Raw genomic sequence first — 26,148 nt, 5'->3', positions numbered from 1 at the left:
GATCAGGCCGTGCTGCGGAACGTTCCCCACGCGGCGGCGGTGACCAGGGCGAACACGCCCGCCGCCGCGCCGACCACCGGGCCGACGCCGTACGCCTCGCCGGCGAACCCGGCAAGCGCCGCCCCGACCGGCGCGGCGGCCAGGCCGACCACCCGCTGCGCCGCGCCGACCCGCCCGAGCAGCTCCGCCGGCACGTGCCCCTGCCCGTACGCCGACCACAGGCTGTTCCAGATCGTGGTGCCGGCGGCGAACGCGGCCAGCGCGACGCCCCCGGTCACCGGGCCGCGGGCCAGGGCGAACCCGGCCAGCGCCACGGTCTGCCCGAGCAGCACGGCGCGCAGCGCGGGCAGGGTGCCGAACCGCGCTGCCACCCGGCCGGCGACCAGCGCACCGAGCAGCCCACCGGCCACCACCCCCGCCGCGAACAACCCGTACGCCTGCGCCGGCACCCGCAGGGCCCCGAGCGCGTAGAGCACCAGCACCGCCATCACCCCGCTGATCGCCACGTTCGACCCGGCCGAGGCGAGGGCGATCCCCCACAGCACCCGGTCCCGGCGCACCCACCGCATTCCGGCCCACGCCTCCCGCCACACCCCCCGACCGGCCGGCCGGGGCGGGGCCGCCGGCAGCGGGCGGAGGGCGAGGACGAGGGCGGCCGCGAGGGCGAATGTGATCGCGTCCACGGCAAGCGGGAGCGACGCGGCCAGGGCGAAGAGGACCCCCGCCAGCGGGGTGCCGAGGAGTCCGCCCGCGACGGCCGTCCCGGCCTGGAGCCGGCCGTTGGCGGTGGCCAGGGCGCCCGGCGACACGAGCGACGGCAGCAGGGCGAAGGCGGACGCGTCGAAGAGCGTGCCCAGGGTGGCGAGCAGGAACGCGGCGGCGGCCAGCACGGCGACCCCGGCCCGGCCGGTGGCGACCAGCACGGCCAGCGCCGCCACCACCACGGCCCGGGCCCCGTCCACCGCCGCCATGGTCCGCCGCCGGTCCCACCGGTCGGCGTACGCGCCGCCGAGCAGCCCGAACAGCAGCGGCGGGAGCTGCCCGGCCACGGTCACCGCGGCGATCGCCCGGGGATCGCGGGTGAGCGCGGCGGCCAGCAGGGCCAGGGCCGGCGTACGCAGCGCGTCGCCGAAGCGGGACGAAACGGCGGCGGACCAGAGCAGCCGGTAGTCCCGGCCGAGCGCGGTAGCGGTAGCGGTCATGCCGACGGACCCTGCGGCCTGAACCCGGTCGAGGGTCAAGCGGCCCGGGATGTGAGGCGACCGACGGGTAACCGAGACTCCACCAGCTTGGGCGCGCGGTCTAGGCTGGCCCGGTGGCGGTGGAACAGCAGGCGCGGGGCGCGGCGAACGGCGCGACGGGTGCGGGCCGGCGCCGGTCCCGGCGGGACGAGATCCTGGAGATCGCGGTCGGGCTCTTCGCGGCGCGCGGCTACCACGGCGTGTCGATGGACGACATCGGCGCGGCCGCCGGGGTCACCGGCCCGGCGCTCTACCACCACTTCGCCGGCAAGGAGGCGATGCTGGTCGCCGCGCTGATCCCGGTGAGCGAGGGGCTGCTCGCGGGTGGCAAGGAGCGGGCCGCCAACCACCCCGACGACCCGCGCGGCACGCTGGAGTCGCTCATCGACTTCCACGTCGACTTCGCGCTGGCCAACCCCGCGGTGATCGCCCTGCACCTGCACGAGCTGGACCGCCTCCCGGACGAGCCGCGCCGCCGCATCCGCCGGCTCCAGCGGATGTACGTCGAGGAGTGGGTGACCGTGCTGACCGCGCTGCACCCGGGGCTGCCGGACGGCGAGGCGCGGGTGCTCGCGCACGCGGCGTTCGGCCTCATGAACTCCACCCCGTTCCTCGGTGGCGAGGTGGATCGCCGCCGCCGGGCTGAGCTGCTGCGGGGCGCCACGCTGGCCGCGCTTCTCGCCCCCACAGACCCGGCCTGACGCCCGGCACGCCTTAACGTGCGTTAAGCACGCGCGCCGTGCGCGTGTTATGAAGGGGCCCCTGCTATGCAAGAGGCGTTAAGAAGGGACCCTTCCTTGTTCGAATCGCTGTTGGTGGCCAACCGTGGCGAGATCGCGCGCCGCATCGTCCGCACCGCGAAGAAGCTCGGGATCCGTGCCATCGCCGTGCACTCGGAGGCCGACGCCGGGCTTCCCTTCGTCACCGAGGCCGACGAGGCGGTCTGTGTCGGCCCGGCCAACCCCGCGCTGAGCTACCGCAACGTCGAGGCGATCCTCGCCGCCGGTCGGGACACCGGCGCCCAGGCGATCCACCCCGGCTACGGCTTCCTGTCCGAGAACGCGGACTTCGCCCGTACCGTCGAGGCCAGCGGCCTGATCTGGGTCGGACCCGGCGCGGACGCGATCAGCGCGATGGGCGACAAGATCAACGCCCGGAACCTCATGGCGGCGGCGGGGGTGCCGGTCGCGCCCGGCACCACCGAGCCGGCGGCCGACCTGGACGCGGCGGTCGCCGCCGCCGCGGAGATCGGCTACCCGGTGATGGTCAAGGCAGCGGCCGGTGGCGGCGGCATGGGCATGGGCGTGGCGACGGACGAGGCCGGGCTGCGCACCGAGTACGACAAGGTCCGCTCGTTCGCTGAGCGCATGTTCGGCGACGGCTCGGTGCTGATCGAGCGCTACTTCCCCCGGGTACGCCACGTCGAGGTGCAGATCCTCGGCCTGGCCGACGGCCGGGTGGTGGCCCTCGGCGAGCGTGAGTGCTCGGTGCAGCGGCGCAACCAGAAGCTGGTCGAGGAGTCCCCGTCCCCGGCGGTCTCGCCCGAGCTGCGTGCGCGGTTCCTGGCGGCGGCGGTCCGGGCGGGCGAGGCGGTCAACTACCGCAACGCGGGCACTGTCGAGTGCCTGCTCGACCCCACCACCGACGAGTTCTTCTTCCTGGAGATGAACACGCGGCTCCAGGTCGAGCACCCGGTCACCGAGTACGTCTACGGCGTCGACCTGGTCGAGGAGCAGCTGCGGGTGGCCGCCGGCCTGGCCCCGACCTTCGACCCGGACGCGCTCGCGCCGCGCGGGCACGCCATCGAGCTGCGCGTCAACGCCGAGGACCCGAAGCGGTTCCTGCCCGGCCCGGGCGCCATCACCACCTGGAACGAGCCGTCGGGTTCCGGGGTGCGGGTGGATTCGGGCTACGTCGCCGGCAACACGGTCACCCCGTTCTACGACAGCCTGATGGCCAAGCTGATCGTCAGCGGCGCCACCCGGGACGAGGCGGTCGAGCGGGCCAGGGCCGCGGTGGCCCAGTTCGAGATCGCCGGCCCGAAGAACAACCTGCCCTTCTTCGCCGAACTGCTGGAGAACCCGGAGTTCCTCTCCGGCGACTACGACACCGGCATCGTCTCCCGCATGCGCTGACGCCCGCCGCCCCCTCGGGGTTGATCATGAAGTTGGCGGCAGAACTGGTCCCTTTTGGCGCCGCTAACTTCATGATCACCGGCGGGGGCCGGCCGGGTGGGATGCTGGGAGGACCCATCACGTAACACCGTCACAGCGAGGTGACCCCTTATGGCGGAACTGCCGGACTTCGTCTCCATCCGGGAGGTCGGGCCGCGCGACGGGCTCCAGAACGAGGAGCCCATCCCCACCGACGCCAAGGTGCGGCTGATCGACGCGCTGTCGCGCACCGGCGTGCGGCGGATCGAGGCCGTGTCCTTCGTGCACCCTAAGGCGATCCCGCAGATGGCCGACGCCGACGAGGTGTGGCAGCGGGCCGCGAAGGCCGACGGGGTGCGCTACTCCGCGCTGGTGCCGAACAGCCGGGGCGCGCAGCGCGCCCTCGCCGCCGGCTTCACCGAGATCGAGGTGGTGGTCTCGGCCAGCGACACGCACAACCGGCGCAACGTCAACCGCTCCACGGAGGAGTCGCTCGACGACATCGCCGAGCTGATCGACCTGCTGCATGGCGCGGGCGCGACCGCCGAGGTGATCGTGGCGACCAGCTTCGGCTGCCCGTACGAGGGCGACGTCGACCCGAAGCGCGTGGCCGGCATCGTCGACCGGGTGGTCCGGGACGGCGCCGACCGGGTGGCGTTCGGCGACACCACCGGCATGGGCACGCCCCGGCGGGTCCGCGAACTCGTCACCGCGGTCCGGGACCGCAACGCCCACGTGCCGGTGCTGCTGCACTTCCACAACACGCGGGGCACCGCACTGGCCAACATGCTCACGGCCATGGAGCTGGGGATCACCGAGTTCGACGCCAGCGTCGGCGGCCTCGGCGGCTGCCCGTACGCCCCGGGCGCCAGCGGCAACCTGGCCACCGAGGAGGCCGTGCACATGCTGCACGACATGGGCATCGACACCGGGATCGACCTGGACGCGCTGGTCGAGGCCGCCGAGCTGGCCGAGGAACTGGTCGGCAAGAAGCTCCCCTCCGGCGTCCTCCGCGCCGGCCCGCGCACCCGCCTGACCCCGATCCCCTCCTGACCACCCCCGCAGAGTTGATCAAGAAGTTTGCGTCTCAATCCGGCCCGATCCGGACGCGAACTTCTTGATCAACGCAGGGGTCGGCGGGAGGCCGGCGCGGGAGGCCGGCGTGGGGTCGCCGGACCGGGTTTGGATGGGATAGCCTAACGATCGTTCAGGTCGGTCGGTGCGCCCACAAGGCGGCCGGTGGCAATGGGAGTCGGCGTGACGCTCGACGGTGAGGCTCTGGAGCAGCTGCGCAAGCGCGCCAAGGCCGGCGGTGCGGACAAGTACCACGCGGCGAACGCCGCCAAGGGCAAGCTGTTCGCCCGCGAGCGGGTCGCGTACCTGGTGGACGAGGGGTCCTTCGTCGAGGACGGGCTCTACGCCAACGCGATGGCCGAGGGGCTGCCCGCCGACGGCGTGGTCACCGGCACCGCCACCATCGACGGCCGCCCGGTCTGCCTCATGGCGAACGACTCCACGGTGAAGGCCGGCAGCTGGGGCGCCCGCACCGTCGAGAAGATCATCCGGATCATCGAGCGGGCCTACTCGACAAGCGTGCCCATGGTCTACCTGGTCGATTCGGCCGGGGCCCGGATCACCGACCAGGTCGACCTCTTCCCCGGTCGGCGGGGCGCCGGCAAGATCTTCTGGAACCAGGTCCGCGCCTCGGGTTCGATTCCGCAGGTCTGCGCCCTGTTCGGGCCGAGCGCCGCGGGCGGCGCCTACATCCCCGCGTTCTGCGACGTGGTCGCCATGGTCGACGGCAACGCCAGCATGTACCTCGGCTCCGACCGCATGGTCGAGATGGTCACCGGCGAGAAGACCACCCTGGAGGCGATGGGTGGGGCCAAGGTGCACTGCGCCGAGTCCGGCGTGGGGCACTTCCTCTGCAAGACCGAGGCCGAGGCGCTCGACGTGGTCAGGCGCTACCTGTCCTACCTGCCGACCAACTGGACCCAGGCCCCGCCGGCCGCCGAGGCGACGCCCGCGCCGGAGAAGGCCGACCTGGCCGCGCTGGTCCCGGCGAGCGAGCGGCAGGCGTTCGACATGCGCCGCTACGTCAAGGGCCTGCTCGACGAGGGCAGCTTCTTCGAGATCCAGGCGCTCTGGGCCAAGGAGCTGACCATCGGCTTCGGCCGGCTGAACGGCGAGGTCGTCGGCGTGGTCGGCAACAACTCGATGTTCAAGGGCGGCGTGCTCTTCGTCGACTCGGCCGACAAGGCGACCCGGTTCGTGCAGCTCTGCGACGCGTTCAACGTGCCGCTGCTGTTCCTGTCCGACGTGCCCGGGTTCATGGTCGGCAGCGCCGTGGAGAAGCAGGGCATCATCCGGCACGGCGCCAAGATGATCACCGCGATCTCCGAGGCGACCGTACCCAAGATCTGCGTGGTGGTCCGCAAGGCGTACGGCGCCGGCCTCTACGCGATGGCCGGCCCCGGCTTCGAGCCGGACGCCACCATCGCGCTGCCCACCGCCAAGATCGCCGTGATGGGCGCGGAGGCCGCGGTCAACGCCGTCTACGCCAACAAGATCGCCGCCATCGAGGACGAGGCCGAGCGGGCCGCCTTCGTGGCCGCGAAGCGCGAGGAGTACGAGCGCGACATCGACATCGTCCGGCTCGCCAGCGAGCTGGTGGTGGACGCCATCGTCGAGCCGCACGAGCTGCGCGCCGAGCTGGTCCGCCGGTTCGCCGCCGCGCGTGGCAAGGAGCGGCACTTCGCCCGGCGCCGGCACGGCGTCACCCCGGTCTGACCCACCCGACCCGCACCACCCGACCCCGGCGTCACAAGCGCCCGGCGGCCGTCCACACAGGCATCCCACCAGGAGGATCAGATGGACTTCCGGCTCAGCGAGGAACAAGAGGCGCTGCGGGAGAGCGTGCGGGACTTCGCCCGCGAGGTGGTGGCCCCGGCCATCGCCGAGCACTACGAGCAGCACACCTTCCCGTACGAGATCATCCGCCAGATGGGCAAGATGGGCCTGTTCGGTCTCCCCTTCCCCGAGGAGCACGGCGGCATGGGCGGCGACTACTTCGCCCTCTGCCTGGCCCTGGAGGAGCTGGCCCGGGTCGACTCCAGCGTGGCCATCACCCTCGAGGCGGCGGTCTCCCTCGGCGCGATGCCGATCTACCGGTTCGGCACCGACGAGCAGAAGGCGCAGTGGCTGCCGAAGCTGCTCAGCGGCGAGGCGCTCGCGGGCTTCGGGCTGACCGAGCCGGGCACCGGGTCGGACGCCGGCGGCACCCAGACCCGGGCAGTCCTGGACGAGTCGACCGGCGAGTGGGTGATCAACGGCTCGAAGGCGTTCATCACCAACTCCGGCACCGACATCACCGCACTGGTCACGGTCACCGCGGTCACCGGCACGAAGCCGGACGGCTCCAAGGAGCTGTCCACCATCATCGTCCCGTCCGGCACGCCCGGTTTCAGCGTGGCGCCCGGCTACTCGAAGGTCGGCTGGACGGCCTCGGACACGCACGAGCTGACCTTCGACGACTGCCGGGTGCCGGCGGCGAACCTGCTCGGTGAGCGCGGCCGGGGCTTCGCCCAGTTCCTGCGCATCCTCGACGAGGGGCGGATCGCCATCGCCGCCCTGGCAGTCGGCCTCGCGCAGGGCTGCGTCGACGAGTCGATCAAATACGCGAAGGAGCGGCAGGCGTTCGGCCGGCCGATCGGCGCGTACCAGGCGATCCAGTTCAAGGTCGCCGACATGGAGATGAAGGCGCACACCGCCCGGCTGGCCTACTACGACGCGGCCGCCCGGATGCTGGCCGGCGAGCCGTTCAAGCGGCAGGCGGCCATCGCCAAGCTGCACGCCAGCACCATCGCGGTGGACAACGCCCGCGAGGCCACCCAGATCCACGGCGGCTACGGCTTCATGAACGAGTACCCGGTGGCCCGCTTCTGGCGGGACTCCAAGATCCTGGAGATCGGCGAGGGCACCAGCGAGGTGCAGCGCATGATCATCGCCCGCGACCTCGGCATGTGACCGGCGCCCGCCCGGGCCGTTCGGGCCCGGGCGGTTCAGCCGTCTGTCGGATATCCGCAGGGGACGGTCGGCTGGCCGACGATGGGCTGTGGAGCGTCCGACCCGATCCGTACTCTTCGTGCCCATGACTCCCGATCATGATCGTTCGCGGAGCCCGGGTGGCCGTGCCCAGCTGCCCGACCTGCTGCGCGGGCACCGGCTCGCCGCCGGCCTCACCCAGGCCGAGTTGGCCGCCCGGGCCGGGGTCGGCGTGCGGACCGTCCGCGATCTGGAGCGGGGGCGGGCCACCCGACCCCAGCGCACCACTGTCGGCCTGCTCGCCGACGCCCTCGACCTGACCGGCGCGACCCGGCAGGCGTTCGTGGCCGCCGCCCGCCCGGCCCCGGCCGCCGTGCCCGACGCGGCCGCGCGCCACCTGCCGCCGGACGATCCCGATGCCGCGCAGTCGGCGAGCCACCGGTCGGGCGGCGGGCCCGACGCCGCCGGGACGGTGCCCGGTCCGGCCGCGCGCCACCTTCCGGTCAGCGGTCCCGCCGCCGCCGCGCCGCGCCCGGCCGCGCGGCACCTCCCGGTCACCGGCTCCACCACCACCGATTCGGGTACGCCCATCGCGCTGCCCCAGCCGGTCCCGCTGCTCGGCCGGGACCGCGACGTCGCCGAGCTGGGCGCCCTGCTCGCCGAGCATCCGGTGGTGAGCCTCGTCGGGCTGGCCGGGGTCGGCAAGACCGCGCTCGCCCTCACCGTCGCCCACGCGGCGGCCGCCGCGCACCCGGCCGGCGTGGCCGGCGTGCTTGTCGGCGAGGGCTCGGACGCCGCCGACGTGCTCGCCGCCTCGGTCGCCGTGCTCGGCGTGAACCGGTTGGCCGACCTCTCCTGCCGGCTCGGCGACCGGCCCGCGCTGCTGCTGGTGGACGCGGTGGAGCGGGCGCCCGGGCCGGTGGCCGAGGCGCTGCGCGCCCTTGTCGCGGCGGCGCCGACGCTGCGGGTGCTGGTCACCGGCCGCCGTCCGGTGGGGCTCCCCGGCGAACTGGTCCGGCCGGTCGCTCCGCTCGACGTGCCGCCGGTCGGTCCCGAGCCGACCGATCCGGCGGAGCTGGCCCGCTGGCCGGCGGCGGCCCTCTTCATCGCCCGGCTCGCCCGGGTGCGCCACGAGCCGCCCACCCGGGCCGAGCTGCCGGCGCTCGCCGCGCTGGTGCGCCACCTCGGCGGGCTGCCGCTGGCCATCGAGCTGATGGCCGCGCGCGGCCGGATCCTCGACGTCACCGAACTGCTCGACCGCTACGGCGACCGGGTCCTCGACCTGGCCGGCGTACGCCCCGGCTGGGAGCCCGCCGACCTCGCCGCCGGCACGGTGACCCTGCGCGAGGCCGTGGCCACCAGCTACCACCTGCTCGCGCCCACCGAACGGGCGGCGCTGCGCCGGCTCTCCGCCTTCCGCAACCGCTGGTCCGTGGAGCTGGCCGAGGACCTGCTCGCCGACGGCGGCGAGCGGCGGGACGCGGTCCCGCTGCTGGACCGGCTCCGGGAACTCGGGATGCTCAGCGTGCGGGGGGCCGGCCCGTTCCGGTTCCGCCTGCTGGACGCGGTCCGCGACTTCGCGACCGAGCAGGCCGCGGTCGAGGGGGAGCTGACCCGGATCCGCCGCCGGCATGCGCTGGTCGTCGCCGGGCTGGTGCTCCGTACCGCGCCGAATCTGGTCGGCGCGGACCTGCCCGCGGCCGTGCACCTGCTCGACGAGGCGACAAGCGACATCACCGCCGCCCTGGCGCACGCCGCCGACGACGAGCCGGTGACCGCGCTGCGCCTGGCGGCGGCGCTGCCCCGCTGGTGGCGGCTGCGCGGGCGGGACGTCTCCGGGCGCCGGTGGCTGCGCCGGCTGCTGGCCGACCCGCGTACCGCCGACGCGCCGCCGGTGCTGCGGGCCTGGGCGCTGCTCGGGGTGGCGCGCCTCGGCGCCGAGCACGGCGCCGGCGGTGTGGAGCTGCCGGCGGCCCGGGAGGCGCTGGCCACGTTCCGGGCGGCCGGGGAGGTGACCGGGGAGCTGTCGGCCCGGTCGATGCTCTGCGTGCTGCTGCTCGGCGCCGGCGCTCCGGGCGAGGCCCGGGAGCAGGCCGAGGCGGCGTTGGAGCTGGCCACCCGGCACGGCCGGGCCCGCGAGATGGCCGTGGCCCAGTACCACCTCACCTGGCACGACGTGCGGACCGCGGACCTGGCCGGCGCGCGGCGCCGCCTGGCCGCGGTCGATCGGCTGGCCGCCCAGTGCGGGGAGCAGCGGCTCCGCCTGATGGCCCGCGCCGCCCTGGCCGAGGTGACCCGGCTCGAAGGCCGGTACGTCGACGCGGTCGAGCAGGGGCGGCGGGTGGCCGGCGCGCTCGTCGAGCTGGGCGACCCGGGGCGGCGGCGTCAGGTGGTCGGCACGATCGGGCTGGCGCTCGCCCTCGACGGGCGGGCGGAGGAGGCGCTGGAGATGGTGGCCGAGCTGCGGCCGCCACGCCCGGTGCCGGGGCAGCGCCGGCCACCGGCCGTGGAGAACCTGGATGCGTCCCCGGAGGGCCGGAGCGCCCGGCCGGAGGACGCGATCTGCGCGTTGATCGAGGGCCATCTCGCGCTGCACCGCGGGGACCGGGAGCTGGCGGCGGAGTGGTTCACCGCGGCGGCCGAGCACGCCACCGGCGGGGAGCGGCCGGACGGTACGGCGGAGGCGGACCTCGCCGGCGGTGGGGAGCGGCGGGACCTGGTGGAGGCGCTGGTCGGGCTGGCGGCGAGCACCGGCGAGGTGGGGGTGCTGGACCGGCTCGACCGGGTCTGCCGGGCCACCGGCATCCGGCTGCTGCCTCGCGAGGAGGCACTGCTCTACGCGCTGCTGGCCCGCCGGGAGCGCGCTGCCCCGCGGGACTGAGACCCGGCAGGAGACGAAGGCGCGGGGGTGGCGCGAGCGAAGAAGCCCCCTGGTGTTGCCCCTCGCTGCATCGCTCGCGCCGGCACCCCCCGGTGCCCCCCGCTGCCCGGAAGCCTATCCAGCACGGCTGAGCGATTTCTGGGTCATTGGGTAAGTATGACCCGGTGTCCGGATGGTTCTGCCGGTCTTTCTGCCGGTGACCGACGGGTACGGCGGCCCGCTCCGGCGGGTCACCGGTGCGGGCGGCGGGGTCGGTGGGTCAGCAGCCGGCGGACTGCCCGGCCGGCGCGGGCTCGTTGCTGCCGGCGGTCGCCCCGGGGTGCACCGCGTCGCGGACCCGGCGCAGGCCGTCCAGGAGCGCCTCCAGCTGGGCCGGGGCGAGTTGGCCGGTGAACCACTCCTCGATGATCCGCAGGTGGCCGGGCAGGGTGGCGTCCAGTCGGCTCAGGCCGGCGGCGGTGACCACGGCGTACGAGCTGCGTCGGTCGGAGGGGCAGGCCCGGCGGCGGAGCAGGCCGTCGCGCTCCATCCGGTCGACCACGCGGGTGACGCCGCTGGTGGACAGGGAGGTCTGCGCCGCGAGGTCGGTCATCCGCAGCTGGTGACCCGGTGACCGGGTGAGCCGCATCAGCACCTCGAACTCGACCGGGGAGAGGCCGTGCTCCTCGAACTGAGCGGCGAACCGGGCCGACAGCCCGGCGCTGGCTTCGAAGAGCAGGCCGATGGCGGTGATCCGGGGATCGTCGAACACGTTCTCGTCCACGCTGCCATCCTAGCAGTCCTTGACACAGGGAATATTGCTACGGCTATAGTTGCTCAGTCAGTCGTTGGGCTACTAAACAATCTCCCCTGGAGGACAGCACCATGACCAGCAGCACCGAAGCGGTTACCCGCGACTGGGAGGGTCTCACCATCCCGACCGCCGGCACCTACCTGCTGGACGCGGCTCACAAGCGCGTCGGGTTCGTCGCCCGGCACATGATGGTCAGCAAGGTACGCGGTGAGTTCGCCGAGGCGAGCGCCACCATCACCGTGGCCGAGGACCCGATGCAGTCGGCGGTGACCGCCACCATCCAGGCGGCCAGCATCAACACCGCCCAGGCCGACCGTGACGCGCACCTGCGCAGCCCGGAGTTCCTCGACGCCGAGCAGTTCCCCACCCTGGAGTTCCGCAGCACCGGCGTGAAGTCCCGCGAGGGCAACGAGTTCGTCCTCTCCGGCGAGCTGACCATCAAGGGCGTGACCCGTCCGGTCGACCTGGAGGTCGAGTTCGAGGGCGTCGGCCGCAGCCCGTTCGGTCAGGACATCTTCGGCTTCTCCGCGTCCACCGAGATCGACCGGGAGGACTTCGGCCTGACCTGGAACGTCGCCCTGGAGACCGGTGGCGTCCTGGTCGGCAAGAAGATCAAGATCGAGATCGAGGGCGAGGCCGTCCGCCAGGCCTGATCGCCGCGTACGACCCCACGGGCCCGCGCCGTCACCCGACGGCGCGGGCCCGTTCGTCGTACGCGGGGCGGTGCGAATTGTCACGTGTTGTTCGCAGGTTGAGCGCGGTGCGGCGGCGGGCGGCTGGGTAGGAGTGCAGACCTGCGCCCGGCCTCCGGTCCGGCGGCCGGGGCGCACTTACGCACTCAACGTGAATGGTTCACAATGCGTTGCGGAACGGTACGGTTCCGTGGCGCCGGCGCCGGGAGGACACATGGGCAGAGACGTCGAGCAGGGCGCCTTCTCCCGCGAGGACCGGGTCCGCTACCGGCAGAAGGTCCGGCGCTGTCTGGACGTGTTCGCGCTGATGCTGGACGACTTCGGCTTCGACGCCGACCGGCCGATGACCGGGCTGGAGATCGAACTCAACCTCGTCGACGCCGCCGCCGAGCCGGCCATGCGCAACGACCAGATCCTCGCCGACATCGCCGATCCCCTCTTCCAGACCGAGCTGGGCCAGTTCAACCTGGAGCTCAACGCCTCGCCCCGGCTCATCGAGGGCACCGGCTTCGCCGACTACGCGCAGGACCTGCGCAGCAGCCTGAGCCGCGCCGACGAGCGGGCCGCCAAGTCCGACGCCAAGATCGTGATGGTCGGCATCCTGCCCACCCTCACCGAGCGGCACCTGGTCGCCGACAACCTCTCCACCAACGAGCGCTACCGCGTGCTCAACGACCAGATCGTCGGCGCCCGGGGCGAGGACATCGAGCTGGACATCCGCGGCGTCGAGCGGCTGCGTACGCACACCGACTCGATCGCGCCGGAGGCCGCCTGCACGAGCCTCCAGTTCCACCTCCAGGTCGCGCCGGACAGCTTCGCCGACTACTGGAACGCCTCGCAGGCGATCGCCGGTGTGCAGGTGGCGGTCGGCGCCAACTCGCCGTTCCTCTACGGCCGGCAGCTCTGGGCGGAGACCCGGATCGCCCTGTTCCAGCAGGCCACCGACACCCGTCCCGACGAGCTGAAGGCCCAGGGCGTACGCCCCCGGGTGTGGTTCGGCGAGCGCTGGATCACCTCGATCTTCGACCTGTTCGAGGAGAACGTCCGCTACTTCCCGCCGCTGCTGCCGATCTGCGAGGACGAGGACCCCGTCGAGGTGCTGCACGCCGGCGGGGTGCCCCAGCTCGGCGAGCTGCGCCTGCACAACGGCACGGTCTACCGCTGGAACCGCCCGGTCTACGACATCATGGACGGCCGCCCGCACCTGCGGGTGGAGAACCGGGTGCTGCCGGCCGGGCCGACCGTCGTGGACATGCTCGCCAACGCGGCCTTCTACTTCGGCCTCGCCCGCGGCCTCGCCGAGTCGGACCGGCCGATCTGGAGCCAGCTCACCTTCAGCTCCGCCGAGGAGAACTTCCACGCCGCCGCCCGCCGCGGCATCGACGCCGTGGTGCACTGGCCCCGGCTCGGTGACGTGCCGGTCACCACGCTCGTCCTCGACACGCTGCTGCCCACCGCCGCGCAGGGGCTGGACCGGTTCGGCGTCGCCCCGGCCGAGCGGGACCACCTGCTCGGGGTCATCGAGGAGCGCTGCCGGACCGGCCGCAACGGCGCGGTCTGGCAGACCGAGACGGTGTGGGCGGCCGAGCGGCACCGGGGCATGGACCGGCCCGCGGCACTGCACCACATGGTCCAGCGCTACGCCGAACTGCAACGCGGCAACGAGCCCGTGCACACCTGGCCCGTCGACTGACCACCGCCGGCTCCCGCTGACCTGAGCAGGCCCGACGCCTCCGGGCGGCGCACCCATGCCAGGCCCTCGCGGCTTCCGGGCCGGTGTCGCGGGGGCCAGCCGGGGAGGTGGCACCCTCCGGCACCCTGCCCGCGCCGGCGCCCTCGGCGAGCAGCGGTTGCCGTCCGGCGAGCGACGGTTGCCGTCCGGTGAGCGGCGGTTGCCGTGGCGGCGATCAGCGGTTGCGGCGGCGGGCCTTCGGTCCGGTGGTCGGCGCGGTGGCGCCGCTTCCCGGTTCACTGTCGCCCGCCGGTCCCGCCGTCGCGGGTCCCGCCGGCCCGCCATCCGCCGTTTCCGGCCGACCGGGGTCCGCTTCCGTCCCGGCCGGGCCGGTGCCGGCCGGGAAGCTCGGCTCCGGCTTCCGCTGGGGTGGCACGGCCCGGCCGCGTCGACCGGCGGCGGTGCGCTCCGGCCCCGTGCCCAGGTCCGCGCTCGTGGCCCCGGCCGCTGCCCTGGCCTCCGGCGACGATCCGGTGCGGCCGCTCGCGTCACGCTGCCCCGCCGTCGCCGGCTCGCGGAGCGTGCCGACCGACGTGACCTGCTCGCCGACCGGGTCGATCGACGTGGCCGGCACCGGTACGGCCGCACGCTCGGCGCCCGGTGTGGAGGAGCGCCGACCGAAGAACCGGCGGCTCGGCCGTTCCGTCGCGGGTTCCGGTTCGGCGCCGGTGGACGCCGGGTCGTCGGCGGTGAGCTGGTCCGGTTCACCGGTGCGCTGGTGGGGCAGGTTCACGACGGCCCGCTCGGCGGCGCGGCGGTCGGCGCGCTGGGCCAGCGCGGCCACCAGGGCCGAGCCGCCGACCCCGGCGATCACCGCGTACGGGGCGATCAGGTGCGCCGACACCTGCTCGGCGGCGATCCCGGCGAGCCTCGGCACGGCGAGCAGGTACGCCAGTGCGACAAGCAGCGGACCGGCCGCCCCGGAGGCCGCCGCCCCGACCCGTCGTTCGGGCGCGCGGACCGCCCCGCGGGCGGCCAGGATCCCGATGAGCAGTGCCGAACCGAGCGAGAGCAGCGCCCCCGGCCAGTAGAAGTAGTCGCGGATCCAGAAGCGGCCGCTGTCCGCGCTGATCTGCCAGATGCCGAGCTGGGCCGTGGTCAGGCCACGGCCGGAGAGCACCCCGTCGAGCACCGAGACCACGGCGAGGAGCCACAGCCAGCCGGTGGTGGCGACGAGGTTGACGGCCGCGGCCCTGGTGTGCAGCGCCCAGGTCGCCAGCAGCACCCCGAGCACCAGCCCGGCGACGGCGTACCCGGCGGCCACGGCCTGCGGCGAGGACGTGGCCGGCACCCGGGCCGCCCGGGCCGGCACGGCCACCAGCAGCACGGTGATCAACGCGCCCACCCCGGCGGCGAGCGCCAGGCCGAGCCGGGGCAGCGTGCCCGCCGGTTCCTCGTCGTCGGCGCCGCGCAGCCGCTGGGCGCAGACCGCGCCGGCGATCACCGAGGTCGCGGAGATCCAGGTCGCCCACGCGAGGCTGGCCACCCAGGCCGCCTCGATCCGGGCGGCGCCGGCCGGCGCCCAGTTGATGATGCCGAGCCCGTAGCCGAAGCCGAGCTGTGCGGCGCCCGTACCGGCGGCGACGCCGAGCGCGGCGGCGGTCGATCCTCCCCAGCCCCGTCTGGCCATGCCGGGGAGCGTAGCGTCCCAGGGTCGGCGCGGCGAGTGGTGGCGGCGGCCGGCTCGGCCCGGACGGGCTTGGTGGCGCCGGATACCGTCGCCGGTGACTGAGGCGGGGGACGTGATGACGGACGAGGGTTACCCGGACCGGCAGCCCGGGGCAGGCGACGAACCGGGGGCGGACCGGACCCGGCTGCTCCTCGGTGGCGGCCTGGCGGCGGTCCTGCTGGCGGTGATCGGCGCGAGCGGCGGCTGGGTGCTGGCCGGGGAACCCGACCGGCCCACCGCACCACCCGCCGCGGCCGCCACCATCCCCTCCGTCGAGGCGACCACGCCCGCCGCGCTGCCGAGCCCCGCCGACGACCGGCCGACCGGCACCCGCACCACCACCGCCGCCGGCCTCACCGTGCCGCAGGTCGTGGGCACCGACTTCGAGCAGGCCCGACGGGAGTTGAGGGCTCGCAAGCTGGGCTGGCGGCTGGTGTTCGGCAGCGGCTCCGGCCGTGCGGTCGAGCGCACCTCGCCCGAGCCCGGTACGCCGGTGAAGCGCGGCGTCACGGTCACCCTCTGGGTCGCCGGCCCGGCGCCCGCTGTTCCGGTGCCCGACCTGGTGGCCCAGAGCTGCGCCGACGCGGCCGACGACCTGGTGGCGGCCGGTCTCTATCCCCGTTACCGCACCAGCCGCCAGGGCCCGGTCACCGCGCAGGACCCGGCCGGCGGCAGTTCGGCCCGGTGGAACGACCCGGTCACCCTCACCTGCGGCGACGAGCCCGCCACGACGCCGACCGCCAGCCCGCTGCCCTCCCCGTGACGGGCCGCCCGGCGCGCTGATGCCTGCCGATGGTCCGGCGGACCGTTACCGTGGACGATCGAGGGTCAGGCCGCCCTGTCCCGGTGGGGAAAGGACGTGCGATGAGCGACGACCGTCAGGAGCCGCCCGCCGGGGACCCGGACGCGACCCGGGCGCTGCCCCCCGACCGGAGCGGCGCCGACCCCGACGCCACCCGCGCCGTCCCACCCGACCGCCCCGCGCAGCCCGACGACGGCGGTGAGGACGCCGATGCGACCCGGGCCATGCCCCGGGAACCGGCCGGCGGTGGCGACGCCGACACCACCCGGGCTATGCCGGCCGGGCTTGCCGGCGCTGGCGGGGCGGGCGCGGAGGACGCGGAGGCGACGCGGGCCATGCCGGCGGCCGCTGATGCCACCCGCCCGCTGCCTCGCGGTGACGGCGGCGCCGAAACGCGGCGGCCGATGGACGCCACCCGCGCGGAGCCGGTCAGCCCCGCGTGGTCGGGACGCGCCGGCGTTCCGCCACCGCGTCCGGCCGGATACCCGGAGCCCGGCACCGAGTGGTACACCGAGGAGCAGGCGGGTCGCCGCTGGTGGATGCCGATCCTGCTGGGCGTCCTCGCGCTGCTGCTGATCGCCCTGATCGGCGTGGGCGTCTGGCTGGCTCTCCGCGCGGCGGACCGGAACGCCGAGCCCGGGCTGTCGCCGTCGGCGGTGCCGAGCACCGCCCCGCAGACAAGTGTCACCCCGAGCACGGCCGCGCCGCGCAGTTCGCCGCCGAGCAGCCCGCCGACCACCACGGCGGCCGCCGAGGTGCCGGTGCCGCCGCTCGTGGGGCTGCCGGAGTCGGCCGCCCGGGCGGCCCTCGACCGGCTGGGCGTGGACTACCGGGTGCGGTACCGGACGTCGGACCAGCCCGCCGGGACGGTGATCGACACCGACCCGGAGGCCGGCGAGACGGTCGCCGAGGGAGACCAGGTCACCGTCGTGGTGGCCCGGGCCGCGGCCCCGACGACGGACGCCTCGACGCCCGCGCCGACGGTGACCGCCACGCCGTGACCGTCCACCACCGCCGCGCGGCGACCATCCACCACCGCCATGCGGCGACCATCCACCACCGCCGCGCGGCGACCGTCCACCACCGCCGCGCGGCGAGCGTTCACTCCGGGCCCGCCTGAGCGTTCACCACTGGCGGCGTCGGGTGCCGACCAGGCCCAGGCCGGCCAGCGAGATGGCGAGGCCGAGCAGCCCCGAGTAGAACAGCGACCGGCTGAGGTCGGTGGTGGCGGAGGGCCGGTCGGCCAGCGAGGACTCCCCGCCCCCGGCGCCGGCCTCCGCCGAGGGGCCGACGTCGTCGCCCGATGCGCCGGCCACCGGTGGGTCGGCCCCGTCGGGCTGGTCCTCGTTCGCTTCGGTGGCCGGCCGGTTGCCCTCCCCGACCACGGTGATCTCCGGAGCCGGGACCGGCTCGGTCAACTCCGTGGTCGCGGAGAAGGCGGGGTGGCGGACCACGAGCGCGAGCATGGTCGCGGCGCCGAGGAACAGGAGGAGCCCGAGGCCGTAGCCGATACGGGACCGGTGGTGCCGCCGCGCGGCGGGCAGATTGACCATGACCATCCCAGGTTCAGGGTCCGGTGCGCGCGGGGTGGAGCGTTTGCCGGGGTGGGCGTACCGATTCTATGGCGGTGGCACGCCCCCCGACCGGGTTTCGTGAGGTCAGCCGACCCGGACCGGGGTCCGGACCACCGGACGACGGGCCGTTCGGACGGTGTGCTGACGCGGGGCGGGCGCGGCCTGGACGTGCCCCAACCCCTCCTGCTGTACGAAGATCGACCGCCGGTTGACCGCGTCCCCCGCCGCGTTCAACTCGTAGCCGTCGAGCCAGAGCCAACCGTCGTAGGTCGGCCAGTCGAGCACCCGGATCACCCGGAACATGATCGGTCGGAGGAACTGGACACTCGCCGCGCGAGTCACGTGCAGTACGTCACCGGAGCGGGGAAGCACATGGGCTCCTGGGGAGGATCGGCCGGCGGGCGGGCCGGCGAGGCTGATCGGGGGGACAGGTCGGTCCGGTGACGGGGGGTCTGCCTCGTGGACCGGCTGATCAGTGGGTCGGTGCTGGTCGGGCCGTACCCGCGGTGGCGGACCGCCACCCGACCATCACCCCGGCTGCTCCCGGCTACCGCTCCCGCCGCCACAGCCAAGCTGGCGTGCAGCGGCGGGGTCTTCACCCCGGGGCAGGTCGCTCGGCGCGGGACGGCTCCCCTCCTGCCGTCCCGCGGCCCGTGGTGCGACCACGCCCGGAGATCATGCGAAGACGGTGAGTAACCCGTGCCATACCGACAGAGTGCATCAGCGACGTGCTTCATGCAAGTTGCACGTCGTCTTTTGCTGATATGCGAGCACGACACGTGAACGGGACGCTTGAAGCCTCAGGTCCCGGGGCGGCACACTGGACGCCGGTTTCGCCCGACGCGGCCGGTCGATGACCGGCACCACCCCCTGCCGCGAACGATCGCCCGCCGTACGCCGGTCGCGCCCCGGCGGGTGTGAGACCGGGCGCGACCGACCGGAGGTAGCCGGGTGCGCGCGAGGAATGGGATTCCCCGTCCATCGACCCGTGGGGTGGCGTCGTGAGCGAACGGCGCAGCCCGACCATCCGTCGTCGACGCCTGGGGGCGGAACTTAGACGGCAGCGCGAAGCTGCCGGCATCACCATCGAGACGGTCGCCGAGCAGTTGGAGTGTTCGGCCTCCAAGATCTCGCGTATCGAGACCGGCCACACCACCGCGACCCCCCGGGACGTGCGGGACATGCTCCGCATCTACGGGGTGGTCGGGGCCGAGAGCGACGAGCTGGTGCAGATCGCTCGCGAGGCCCGGCAGAAGGGCTGGTGGCATCCGTACAGCACGGTGCTGGTCGGGGCGTACGTGGGACTGGAGGCGGCGGCCAGCTCGATCCGGGCGTACGAACAGCAGGTCGTGCCGGGCCTGCTGGAGACCGAGGAGTACGCGGGGGCGATGATCCGGGCCGCTCGGCCGGACTTCTCCGCCGAACAGGTCGAACAGCGGGTGCGTGTCCGACTGGGCCGTCAGTCGTTGTTGACCCAGGACGATCCGGTCGATCTGTGGGTGGTGCTCGATGAGGCGGTGCTGAGCCGGCCGGTTGGCGGCGACGCGGTGATGCGTGGCCAGCTCAGACGGTTGGTGGAGGTGGCCGAACTGCCGAACGTGACGTTGCAGGTCCTGCCCTTCGAGGTGGGCGCGCACGCCGGCATGGACGGGACCTTCACGATCCTCAGCTTCCCCGAACCGAGTGATCCCGATGTCGTGTACGCGGAGAACGCCACGGGTGGGCTCTTCCTGGAGAAGAGCGACGAACTACAGAAGTACAGCTTCATCTTCGATCACATTCGAGCAGCGGCCATTCGCCCGGAGGAATCCATCGCACACATCGCAAAATTGGCAGAGGAGCCGTTGTGGAAATGGCGACCAAGGAGTTCCCCGTGGACCTGACGCAGGCGACGTGGTTCAAGAGCTCGAAGAGCGGGCCGAACTGTGACAACTGCGTGGAGGTCGCGTACGTGACCGGGGCGGTCGGCGTCCGGGACTCGAAGGACAGGAAGGGCCCTGCCCTGGTCTTCGCCCCGGGTGACTGGCACGCCTTCGTCGCCGGCGCCAGGGGCGGTACGTTCGGCCGGAGCTGATCCGGCGTCCCGTCCCAGAAAGCGTGGTCCCGCTCGGCAACGTCGCCGGGCGGGACCATTTCGTCCGCGCCCGGGCCGCTCACGGCCACCCGTCGCCAGTTCCGTTCCGCCTCGTTGAACCGCACAGATCGGCAACCGAACGAGGCAGGCGAGACGGATGACGACGATCGGCTCAGAGAATCTCACCAACGGTCCGGGCAAGCCCGAGCGGTTCGGTGGCAAGTACCGCGGGGCACGCCGGGACAGCGTCCTCACCGAGGTGGGCTCCGGCGACGCCGAGATGGGCGGCCGGGACGTGCCCGCACCGGAGCAGCCCGCCCCACCGCTCTCCCTGCCGTCGCTCGACCCGAACCCGCTCACCGAGCCGTCCTTCCCGCCGACCGGCTGGCCCATGGAGCCGCAGGAGTCCCTGGTGGACCACCCGCTGCTGCGCGGGCTGCTCATGGAGTTGCCGCCGAAGGGCAGCGTGCCCCCGCCCGGCTGGCTGGACCGCTGGTTCGAGGCGACCCGGGCGATCCTGGAGCTGCTATACGTGCAGGGGACCAGCCGCACGCGCTGACGCGGCGGTCGCCGGCGGCAGGGCCCGCTCGGCGAGGCGGTTGTGCCGCAGGGCGTGGCGTACCCCGACGGCGATCACGCCGAGCACCGCGACGGTGGTCGCGGGCCCGGCGACGGCCGGCGTCGCGAACAGGTCGACGCCCGTGGCCGGGAGCACCGCGCCGAGCATCGCCAGCACGGTCACCTGGAGCGGCATCCCGATCAGCGGGTGCGCCGCGGCGGCACGCAGCCCGTGCGGGGCAGGGGTGTCCGGCGCGGCGGCGAACGCGCCCGCGCCGGCCCACAGCCACCGGATCCGGCGTACCGTGCAGACCGCGACGACCAGCGCGGGGGCCACCGCGAGGGTGAGCCCGGCGGCGGCCCGGTCGAGCGCCGTCGTGCCGGCGCTCTGGAGGCCCACCGCCAGCACGGCCGCGGTCAGCGCCAGGCCGGCGAGCACCAGGGCGGACAACCATCCGGTACGCCGGCGCAGCGCGCGGGCGCGGTCCAGCCGGGGCAGTCCGTCCGCGATCACGCCGGCGGCCAGCCAGACGGCGGCGAGGGGGAGCAGCACGGTGAGACGCTCGTCCATGGCTCCAGCCTTGCCCGGTCGCACGCCGGCCGGATCCGGGCCGGCACCCCGGTTCCTCCCGTACGCCCTCCCGTAGGGGTCATCCCACCGGCGTTATGGCGGATCCGGCATGTTCACAGTGTTTCCGCTGCTGGCCTAGCCTCTTAATGATCGGTCAGCGTCGATTCGCCTGTGCCTCACCCGGCGGACGGTCCTGTGCCGGTCGGAGGGAGGTAGGGAGATGGGTCTCCCACGCAGGTCCGTGTTCGTCGGAATGACCGCCCTGACCATGCTCGCGGCCGCCGCGTCACCCGCCGCGGCCGCCGAACCCACCGGCGCGATCCGTGCCGCCGGTGGCCCCACCGCAGTGGCGGACAGCTACATCGTGGTGTTGAAGGACAACGCCGTCGCCCCGAGCCGGGTCACCGAGACCGCGCAGCGGTTGACCGCCAGGCACGGCGGCACGGTCGCCCGCACGTGGCGCGCCGCCCTGCGCGGCTTCGAACTCACCGTCGGCGCGAAGGCCGCCGCGCGGATCGCGGCCGACCCGGCCGTGGCGTACGTGGAACAGAACCACACGGTCTCGATCGCCGGCACCCAGAGCAACCCGCCGTCCTGGGGCCTGGACCGGATCGACCAGCGGAACCTGCCGCTGAACAGCTCGTACACCTACCCGAACACGGCCAGCAACGTGCGCGCCTACATCATCGACACCGGCCTGCTGTTCGGGCACAACGACTTCGGAGGCCGGGCCGTCTCCGGGTTCGACGCGGTGGACGGCGGCTCCGCCGACGACTGCAACGGTCACGGCACGCACGTCGCGGGCACGGTGGGCGGCTCCTCGTACGGGGTGGCCAAGGGCGTCCAGATCGTCGGGGTCCGGGTGCTGAACTGCCAGGGCAGCGGCACCAACGCCCAGGTGGTGTCCGGCATCGACTGGGTCACCGCGAACGCCGTGAAGCCGGCGGTGGCGAACATGAGCCTCGGCGGCTCCGCCAACAGCTCCATCGACACCGCGGTCACCAACTCCATCAACTCCGGCATCACGTACGCCGTGGCGGCCGGCAACGGCGACATCCTGGGCAACCGGCAGAACGCCTGCAACTACTCGCCGGCCCGGGTCGCGTCGGCGATCACGGTCGGGGCGACGCAGAACAACGACGCCGCCGCGAGCTTCTCCAACTACGGCACCTGCGTCGACATCCTGGCGCCGGGCGTGAACATCACTTCCGCCTGGTACACCGGCACCACCGCCACCAACACCATCAGCGGCACCTCGATGGCGTCGCCGCACGTCGCGGGCGCCGCGGCGCTGGTGCTCTCGGCCAATCCCTCGTGGACCCCGCAGCAGGTGCGGGACAGCCTGGTCAACGACGCCACCCCGAACGTGGTGACAAACGTGGGCACGGGCACCCCGAACCGGCTGCTCTACGTGGTCAACGGCACGACACCGCCGCCGACAAACGACTTCTCCGTCTCGGTCTCGCCCACCTCCGGCTCGACCGCGCCGGGCGGCTCGGTGACCGCCACGGTCGCCACCGCCACCACGAACGGTTCCGCCCAGTCGGTCAGCCTGGCCGCGAGCGGCCTGCCGAGCGGCGCCACCGCCTCGTTCAACCCGGCCACGGTGACCTCCGGCGGCTCGTCCACCCTGACCGTCACCACCTCCGCGAGCACCCCGGCCGGCACCTACTCGGTGACGATCAGCGGCACCGCGGCGTCGGGCACGAAGACGGCGACGTACTCACTGACCGTCACCGGTACCGGCGGCTGCACGGGGGCCGGCCAGAAGCTCGGCAACCCGGGCTTCGAGTCGGGTAACACGGTGTGGTCGTCGACCTCGGGTGTGATCGGCCAGTACGGCTCCAGCGGCCAGCCGCCGCGTACCGGCACCTGGAACGCGTGGCTGGACGGCTACGGCAGCACCCACACCGACACGCTGTCGCAGTCGGTGAGCCTGCCGGCCGGCTGCACCTCGTACAACTTCACGTTCTGGCTGCACATCGACTCGGCCGAGACCACCAGCAGCGTCCAGTACGACAAGCTGACCGTGCAGGTGCTCAACTCCTCCGGCACCGTGCTGGCCACCCTGGGAACCTGGTCGAACCTGAACAAGGCCAGCGGCTACAGCCAGAAGTCCTTCTCCCTGGCCTCGTACGCCGGCCAGACCGTCACCCTGAAGTTCACCGGCACCGAGGACTCCTCGCTGCAGACCTCGTTCGTCATCGACGACACGGGGGTGAACGTCTCCTGAGCCAACCTCTCCCACCGGCGTCCGGCGGTCCCCTCACGGGTGGCCGCCGGACGTCGTTTCGGGCGTCAGACGTCGAAGGTGGCCGGGCGCTCCGTCGCCGGGGGCGGCGGGGTGGCCTTCCACAGGCCGGTCTTCTGCGCGGCCAGCCGGGCCAGGTAGGCCGGGTTGAGGATGAGGTAGCGGCGCCAGAGCCGCTTCGGCTCCAGGCCGAGCCGCCAGAACCACTCCAGGCCGGCCCGCTGCATCCACGGCGGCGGGTTGCGCAGCAGCCCGGCGTGGTAGTCGAAGGCCGCGCCGACGGCCATCAGCGGCATGTCCAGCAGCGGCCGCATGGCGTACGCGAAGACCTCCTGCCGGGGGCAGCCCAGCCCGACCAGGACGAGCCGGGCGCCGCTGGCCTTGATCCGGTCGGCGATCTCGGCGTCCTCGCCGGGCTCCAGGGATCGGAACTTGGACGGCTCGACACCGGCGATCTTCAGCGCCGGGAACTTCCGCTCCAGGGCCGGGATGAGGCGGGACAGGGTCTCCTCGGTGGAGCCGTAGAGGTAGACCGGCAGCCCCTCGTCGGCGAAGCGGGCGAGCACCCGGAGGGTGAGCTCCGGCCCGTAGACCCGGTCGGTGAGGCCGGCGCCGTGCAGCAGGTTCAGCGCCCAACGCACCGGCTGGCCGTCGGGGGTGACCACGTCGAAGGAGTTGAGCCGGGCGTTGTGCGCCGGGTCGAGCACGCCGGTCATCACGCCGTGCACGGCCAGGGCGGTGAGGGCCAGCGGGCGGCGGTCGTGCGCCGCCGCGACCACGGCCTCGGTCGCGCGGGCGTAGTCGGTCGCGTCGACGAGTACGCCGAGCACGTTCCGCTTGGTGCCGGTGGTCATGCCTTCGGCACCCACTTGTCGACGTTCGCCTCGTAGATCTCCCGGAGGATCATCGGCACGTCGTAGGTGATCTTCCAGTTCGGGTAGTGCTCCTCGAACCGGGCCATGCTGCTCACGTACCACTGGTGGTCGCCGGTGCGGGCCTGCTCGACGTAGTTGATCTTCGCCACCCGGCCGGTGATGTCCTCGGCGATCCGGAACGCCTCGATGTGCGAGGTGTTCGAGTGCCGGCCGCCGCCGAGGTTGTAGACCTGCGCGGAGCGCGGCTCGCGGAAGAACGCCTCGAACGCGGTGAGCACGTCCCGCGAGTGGATGGCGTCCCGGACCATCTTCCCCTTGTAGCCGAAGAGGTTGTAGGTCCGGCCCTCCATGACGCAGCGCATCAGGTAGGCCAGGAAGCCGTGCAGCTCGGCGGCGGAGTGCGCCGGGCCGGTCAGCGTGCCGCCCCGGAAGCAGGCCGTCTTCATGTCGAAGTACCGGCCGTACTCCTGGACCATCACGTCGGAGGCCACCTTGGAGGCGCCGAAGATCGAGTGCAGCGACTCGTCGATCGACATGTCCTCGGTGATGCCGTCGTACCAGTGGTGGTCCTCGGGCAGCTCGTAGCGGGTCTCCAGCTCGATCAGCGGCAGGGTGTTCGGGCGGTCGCCGTAGACCTTGTTGGTCGAGCAGTGGATGAACGGGGCGTCGATGGCGTGCCGCCGGGTGTTCTCCAGCACGTTGAGGGTGCCGCCGGCGTTGACGTCGAAGTCGGTGTACGGCTCCTTGGCGGCCCAGTCGTGGCTGGGCTGGGCGGCGCTGTGGATGACCACGGCGATGTCCGAGCCGTACTTCTTGAAGACCTGCTCCAGGCCGTCCCGGTCCCGGATGTCCACGGCGTGGTGGGTGTAGGCACGGCCCAGCTCGGCGGCGAGGCGGTCCAGGCTCCAGGCGGTCGAGCCGTCCTCACCGAAGAAGTACCGGCGCATGTCGTTGTCGATGCCGACCACGTCGAGCCCGAGGCCGGCGAAGTGCCGGGCCGCCTCGGAGCCGATCAGACCGCCCGAGCCGGTCACCAACGCGACACTCACACGCCACTCCTGGTCCATCGGGGCAGGGGAACCATCGGAGCATAGCGTGATGTCCGGCACGCCCCGATACGGCGCGAGGGCCCCGCTGCTCGCGGAGCCCTCGTGATGGTGGGGAAGGGGGGAGTTGAACCCCCACGCCCTTTCGGGCACACGGACCTGAACCGTGCGCGTCTGCCATTCCGCCACTTCCCCGTGGCTGACCTGCAACACCGTATCTCATCCCGCTCCCGCCGTCTGCGGCGGGTGCCCGGACATATTACGCTGTTCCCGGTCATCGCCACGAGCGATCACCGTTCGTGGCGGGCGAAACTTTAGCACGTCCGCGGGGCTGGTCACGAACGGGCCGCCGGCTGCCGGCCGAGCGGCGTGTGAGCTGCGGAGGCGGTGTCCGGATACCATCATTGCCTCGGGACCCGAGGAGGAGCCGGTGAGCGTGCTGCAACGCTTCGAGAAGCGTCTGGAAGGCCTGGTCGAGGGGGCCTTCGCCAAGGTCTTCAAAGGGGTGGTCCACCCCGTGGAGATCCTCAACGCCATGCAGCGGGAGGCCGAGGCGCACAAGGCGATCCTGGCCGGTGGGCGCACGTTGGTGCCCAACCGCTACGTGATCGATCTCTCGCCCTACGACCACAGTCGGCTGGCGCCGTACGCCGCCGCGCTGGCCCAGGAACTGGCCCAGTCGCAGGCGGAGTTCATCGGCGAGCAGGCCTGGACGGTCTACGGCGACGTGATCGTTGAGGTCGAGCGTGGTGAGGGGCTGGACACCGGCATGTTCCGGGTCACCGCGGAGGTCTACACCGGCGGCGAGGTCGCCCCGGTCTCCGCGCCCGGCGGCTACGACGCCGGCCCGGCCTACCCCGCCTACGACCAGGGTGGCGGCTACGGCCCGCCGCAGGGGCACGGCGGTGGCCGCAACGTCCGGCTGGTCTCCGGCGACGGCCGCACCTACCCGCTCCAGATGGGCTCGACCGTGATCGGCCGCGGCGACCAGGCCAACCTGCGCCTGCCCGACGTCGGCATCTCGCGGCGCCACGCCCGGCTCGACTTCGACGGCGGCCAGGTCGTGCTGACCGACCTCGGCTCCACCAACGGCACGATGGTCAACGGCCAGCGCGTGTCCGCGGTCGCCCTCAACCCGGGCGACATGATCCAGCTCGGCACGACGACCCTGACCTTCCGCGTGGACGGCTGA

Annotated in this window: 23 protein-coding genes and 1 tRNA gene; 15 read left to right on the top strand and 9 right to left on the bottom strand. The window is 73.4% G+C overall.

Going from position 1 to position 26,148, the window contains the following annotated elements:
- Positions 1-2 precede the first annotated feature (2 nt).
- A complete protein-coding gene (locus tag GA0070603_RS19590; protein WP_091316186.1) occupies positions 3-1,202 on the bottom strand; it encodes an MFS transporter in 1,200 nt (399 codons plus the stop codon).
- A gap of 113 nt (positions 1,203-1,315) precedes the next feature.
- Between GA0070603_RS19590 and GA0070603_RS19585 the strand changes: the two genes are divergently transcribed.
- From GA0070603_RS19585 to GA0070603_RS19560, 6 genes are all read left to right on the top strand, one after another.
- The gene (locus GA0070603_RS19585; protein ID WP_091316184.1) at positions 1,316-1,942 is read left to right on the top strand and encodes a TetR/AcrR family transcriptional regulator; all 627 of its coding nucleotides are present in this window, start codon (positions 1,316-1,318) and stop codon (positions 1,940-1,942) included.
- A 96-nt stretch (positions 1,943-2,038) separates the two neighbouring features.
- Positions 2,039-3,376: an acetyl-CoA carboxylase biotin carboxylase subunit gene (locus GA0070603_RS19580; protein ID WP_091316181.1), complete on the top strand. Its 1,338-nt coding sequence runs from the start codon at positions 2,039-2,041 to the stop codon at positions 3,374-3,376.
- Between the two features lie 150 nt (positions 3,377-3,526).
- The gene (locus GA0070603_RS19575; RefSeq protein WP_091316163.1) at positions 3,527-4,447 is read left to right on the top strand and encodes a hydroxymethylglutaryl-CoA lyase; all 921 of its coding nucleotides are present in this window, start codon (positions 3,527-3,529) and stop codon (positions 4,445-4,447) included.
- Positions 4,448-4,651: 204 nt separating this feature from the next.
- Positions 4,652-6,184 carry an acyl-CoA carboxylase subunit beta gene (locus GA0070603_RS19570; RefSeq protein WP_091322119.1) on the top strand — a complete coding sequence of 511 codons (1,533 nt, stop codon included), beginning with the start codon at positions 4,652-4,654 and terminating at the stop codon, positions 6,182-6,184.
- Positions 6,185-6,265: 81 nt separating this feature from the next.
- Entirely contained in the window at positions 6,266-7,420 is a 1,155-nt protein-coding gene (locus GA0070603_RS19565) for an acyl-CoA dehydrogenase family protein (protein WP_091316161.1), read from the top strand.
- A gap of 124 nt (positions 7,421-7,544) precedes the next feature.
- Positions 7,545-10,319 carry an ATP-binding protein gene (locus GA0070603_RS19560; RefSeq protein ID WP_091316159.1) on the top strand — a complete coding sequence of 925 codons (2,775 nt, stop codon included), beginning with the start codon at positions 7,545-7,547 and terminating at the stop codon, positions 10,317-10,319.
- A 259-nt stretch (positions 10,320-10,578) separates the two neighbouring features.
- Here the strand turns inward: GA0070603_RS19560 and GA0070603_RS19555 are convergent, their stop codons facing one another.
- Positions 10,579-11,082: a MarR family winged helix-turn-helix transcriptional regulator gene (locus tag GA0070603_RS19555; RefSeq protein WP_091316156.1), complete on the bottom strand. Its 504-nt coding sequence runs from the start codon at positions 11,080-11,082 to the stop codon at positions 10,579-10,581.
- Positions 11,083-11,183: 101 nt separating this feature from the next.
- Between GA0070603_RS19555 and GA0070603_RS19550 the strand changes: the two genes are divergently transcribed.
- Both GA0070603_RS19550 and GA0070603_RS19545 read left to right on the top strand, forming a co-directional pair.
- Positions 11,184-11,765, top strand: coding sequence for a YceI family protein (locus GA0070603_RS19550; protein ID WP_091316153.1), 582 nt, complete (start codon positions 11,184-11,186; stop codon positions 11,763-11,765).
- Positions 11,766-12,018: 253 nt separating this feature from the next.
- Positions 12,019-13,497, top strand: a complete 1,479-nt coding sequence (locus tag GA0070603_RS19545) for a glutamate-cysteine ligase family protein (protein ID WP_091316149.1) — start codon at positions 12,019-12,021, stop codon at positions 13,495-13,497.
- A 214-nt stretch (positions 13,498-13,711) separates the two neighbouring features.
- Here the strand turns inward: GA0070603_RS19545 and GA0070603_RS32655 are convergent, their stop codons facing one another.
- Complete coding sequence (locus GA0070603_RS32655) at positions 13,712-15,166, bottom strand: hypothetical protein (protein ID WP_425270457.1); 1,455 nt, start codon at positions 15,164-15,166, stop codon at positions 13,712-13,714.
- 94 nt (positions 15,167-15,260) lie between these two features.
- Between GA0070603_RS32655 and GA0070603_RS19535 the strand changes: the two genes are divergently transcribed.
- On the top strand, positions 15,261-15,968 hold the full coding sequence (locus GA0070603_RS19535; protein WP_091316146.1) for a PASTA domain-containing protein: 708 nt from the start codon (positions 15,261-15,263) through the stop codon (positions 15,966-15,968).
- A 101-nt stretch (positions 15,969-16,069) separates the two neighbouring features.
- Positions 16,070-17,008 carry a PASTA domain-containing protein gene (locus GA0070603_RS19530; RefSeq protein WP_091316142.1) on the top strand — a complete coding sequence of 313 codons (939 nt, stop codon included), beginning with the start codon at positions 16,070-16,072 and terminating at the stop codon, positions 17,006-17,008.
- 123 nt (positions 17,009-17,131) lie between these two features.
- On the opposite strand, the gene GA0070603_RS19525 is transcribed toward GA0070603_RS19530, so the two are convergent.
- Entirely contained in the window at positions 17,132-17,566 is a 435-nt protein-coding gene (locus GA0070603_RS19525) for a hypothetical protein (protein ID WP_208862915.1), read from the bottom strand.
- 99 nt (positions 17,567-17,665) lie between these two features.
- Positions 17,666-17,953, bottom strand: a complete 288-nt coding sequence (locus tag GA0070603_RS19520; RefSeq protein WP_091316136.1) for a hypothetical protein — start codon at positions 17,951-17,953, stop codon at positions 17,666-17,668.
- A gap of 629 nt (positions 17,954-18,582) precedes the next feature.
- On the opposite strand from GA0070603_RS19520, the gene GA0070603_RS19515 reads away from it, so the two are divergent.
- The 3 genes from GA0070603_RS19515 (at position 18,583) to GA0070603_RS19505 (ending at position 20,214) form a co-directional block, all read left to right on the top strand.
- On the top strand, positions 18,583-19,464 hold the full coding sequence (locus GA0070603_RS19515) for a helix-turn-helix domain-containing protein (protein WP_091316135.1): 882 nt from the start codon (positions 18,583-18,585) through the stop codon (positions 19,462-19,464).
- Entirely contained in the window at positions 19,434-19,655 is a 222-nt protein-coding gene (locus tag GA0070603_RS19510) for a DUF397 domain-containing protein (RefSeq protein WP_091316132.1), read from the top strand. The genes GA0070603_RS19515 and GA0070603_RS19510 overlap by 31 nt, the downstream gene beginning before the upstream one ends.
- Before the next feature lie 157 nt (positions 19,656-19,812).
- Positions 19,813-20,214, top strand: a complete 402-nt coding sequence (locus GA0070603_RS19505) for a hypothetical protein (RefSeq protein ID WP_091316131.1) — start codon at positions 19,813-19,815, stop codon at positions 20,212-20,214.
- Here GA0070603_RS19505 and GA0070603_RS19500 read toward each other — a convergent pair.
- Positions 20,182-20,784 carry a hypothetical protein gene (locus tag GA0070603_RS19500; protein WP_091316129.1) on the bottom strand — a complete coding sequence of 201 codons (603 nt, stop codon included), beginning with the start codon at positions 20,782-20,784 and terminating at the stop codon, positions 20,182-20,184. The two genes, GA0070603_RS19505 and GA0070603_RS19500, sit on opposite strands and share 33 nt — an antisense overlap.
- A 220-nt stretch (positions 20,785-21,004) precedes the next feature.
- Between GA0070603_RS19500 and GA0070603_RS32485 the strand changes: the two genes are divergently transcribed.
- Complete coding sequence (locus GA0070603_RS32485; RefSeq protein ID WP_091316126.1) at positions 21,005-23,017, top strand: S8 family serine peptidase; 2,013 nt, start codon at positions 21,005-21,007, stop codon at positions 23,015-23,017.
- Positions 23,018-23,082: 65 nt separating this feature from the next.
- Here the strand turns inward: GA0070603_RS32485 and GA0070603_RS19490 are convergent, their stop codons facing one another.
- From GA0070603_RS19490 to GA0070603_RS19480, 3 genes are all read right to left on the bottom strand, one after another.
- Positions 23,083-23,889: a WecB/TagA/CpsF family glycosyltransferase gene (locus tag GA0070603_RS19490; RefSeq protein WP_091316125.1), complete on the bottom strand. Its 807-nt coding sequence runs from the start codon at positions 23,887-23,889 to the stop codon at positions 23,083-23,085.
- Entirely contained in the window at positions 23,886-24,977 is a 1,092-nt protein-coding gene (locus tag GA0070603_RS19485) for an NAD-dependent epimerase/dehydratase family protein (protein WP_208862914.1), read from the bottom strand. The genes GA0070603_RS19490 and GA0070603_RS19485 overlap by 4 nt, the downstream gene beginning before the upstream one ends.
- 88 nt (positions 24,978-25,065) lie before the next feature.
- Positions 25,066-25,151: transfer RNA gene (locus tag GA0070603_RS19480), tRNA-Leu, on the bottom strand.
- A 208-nt stretch (positions 25,152-25,359) separates the two neighbouring features.
- On the opposite strand from GA0070603_RS19480, the gene GA0070603_RS19475 reads away from it, so the two are divergent.
- Positions 25,360-26,148 (top strand): FHA domain-containing protein, encoded by a 789-nt coding sequence (locus GA0070603_RS19475; RefSeq protein ID WP_091322113.1) that lies wholly within the window; start codon positions 25,360-25,362, stop codon positions 26,146-26,148.

It is taken from the genome of Micromonospora chersina (genome assembly GCF_900091475.1).
In the GTDB taxonomy this organism is placed as follows: Bacteria; Actinomycetota; Actinomycetes; order Mycobacteriales; family Micromonosporaceae; genus Micromonospora; species Micromonospora chersina.
This window is presented reverse-complemented; position numbering and strand designations above follow the sequence as displayed.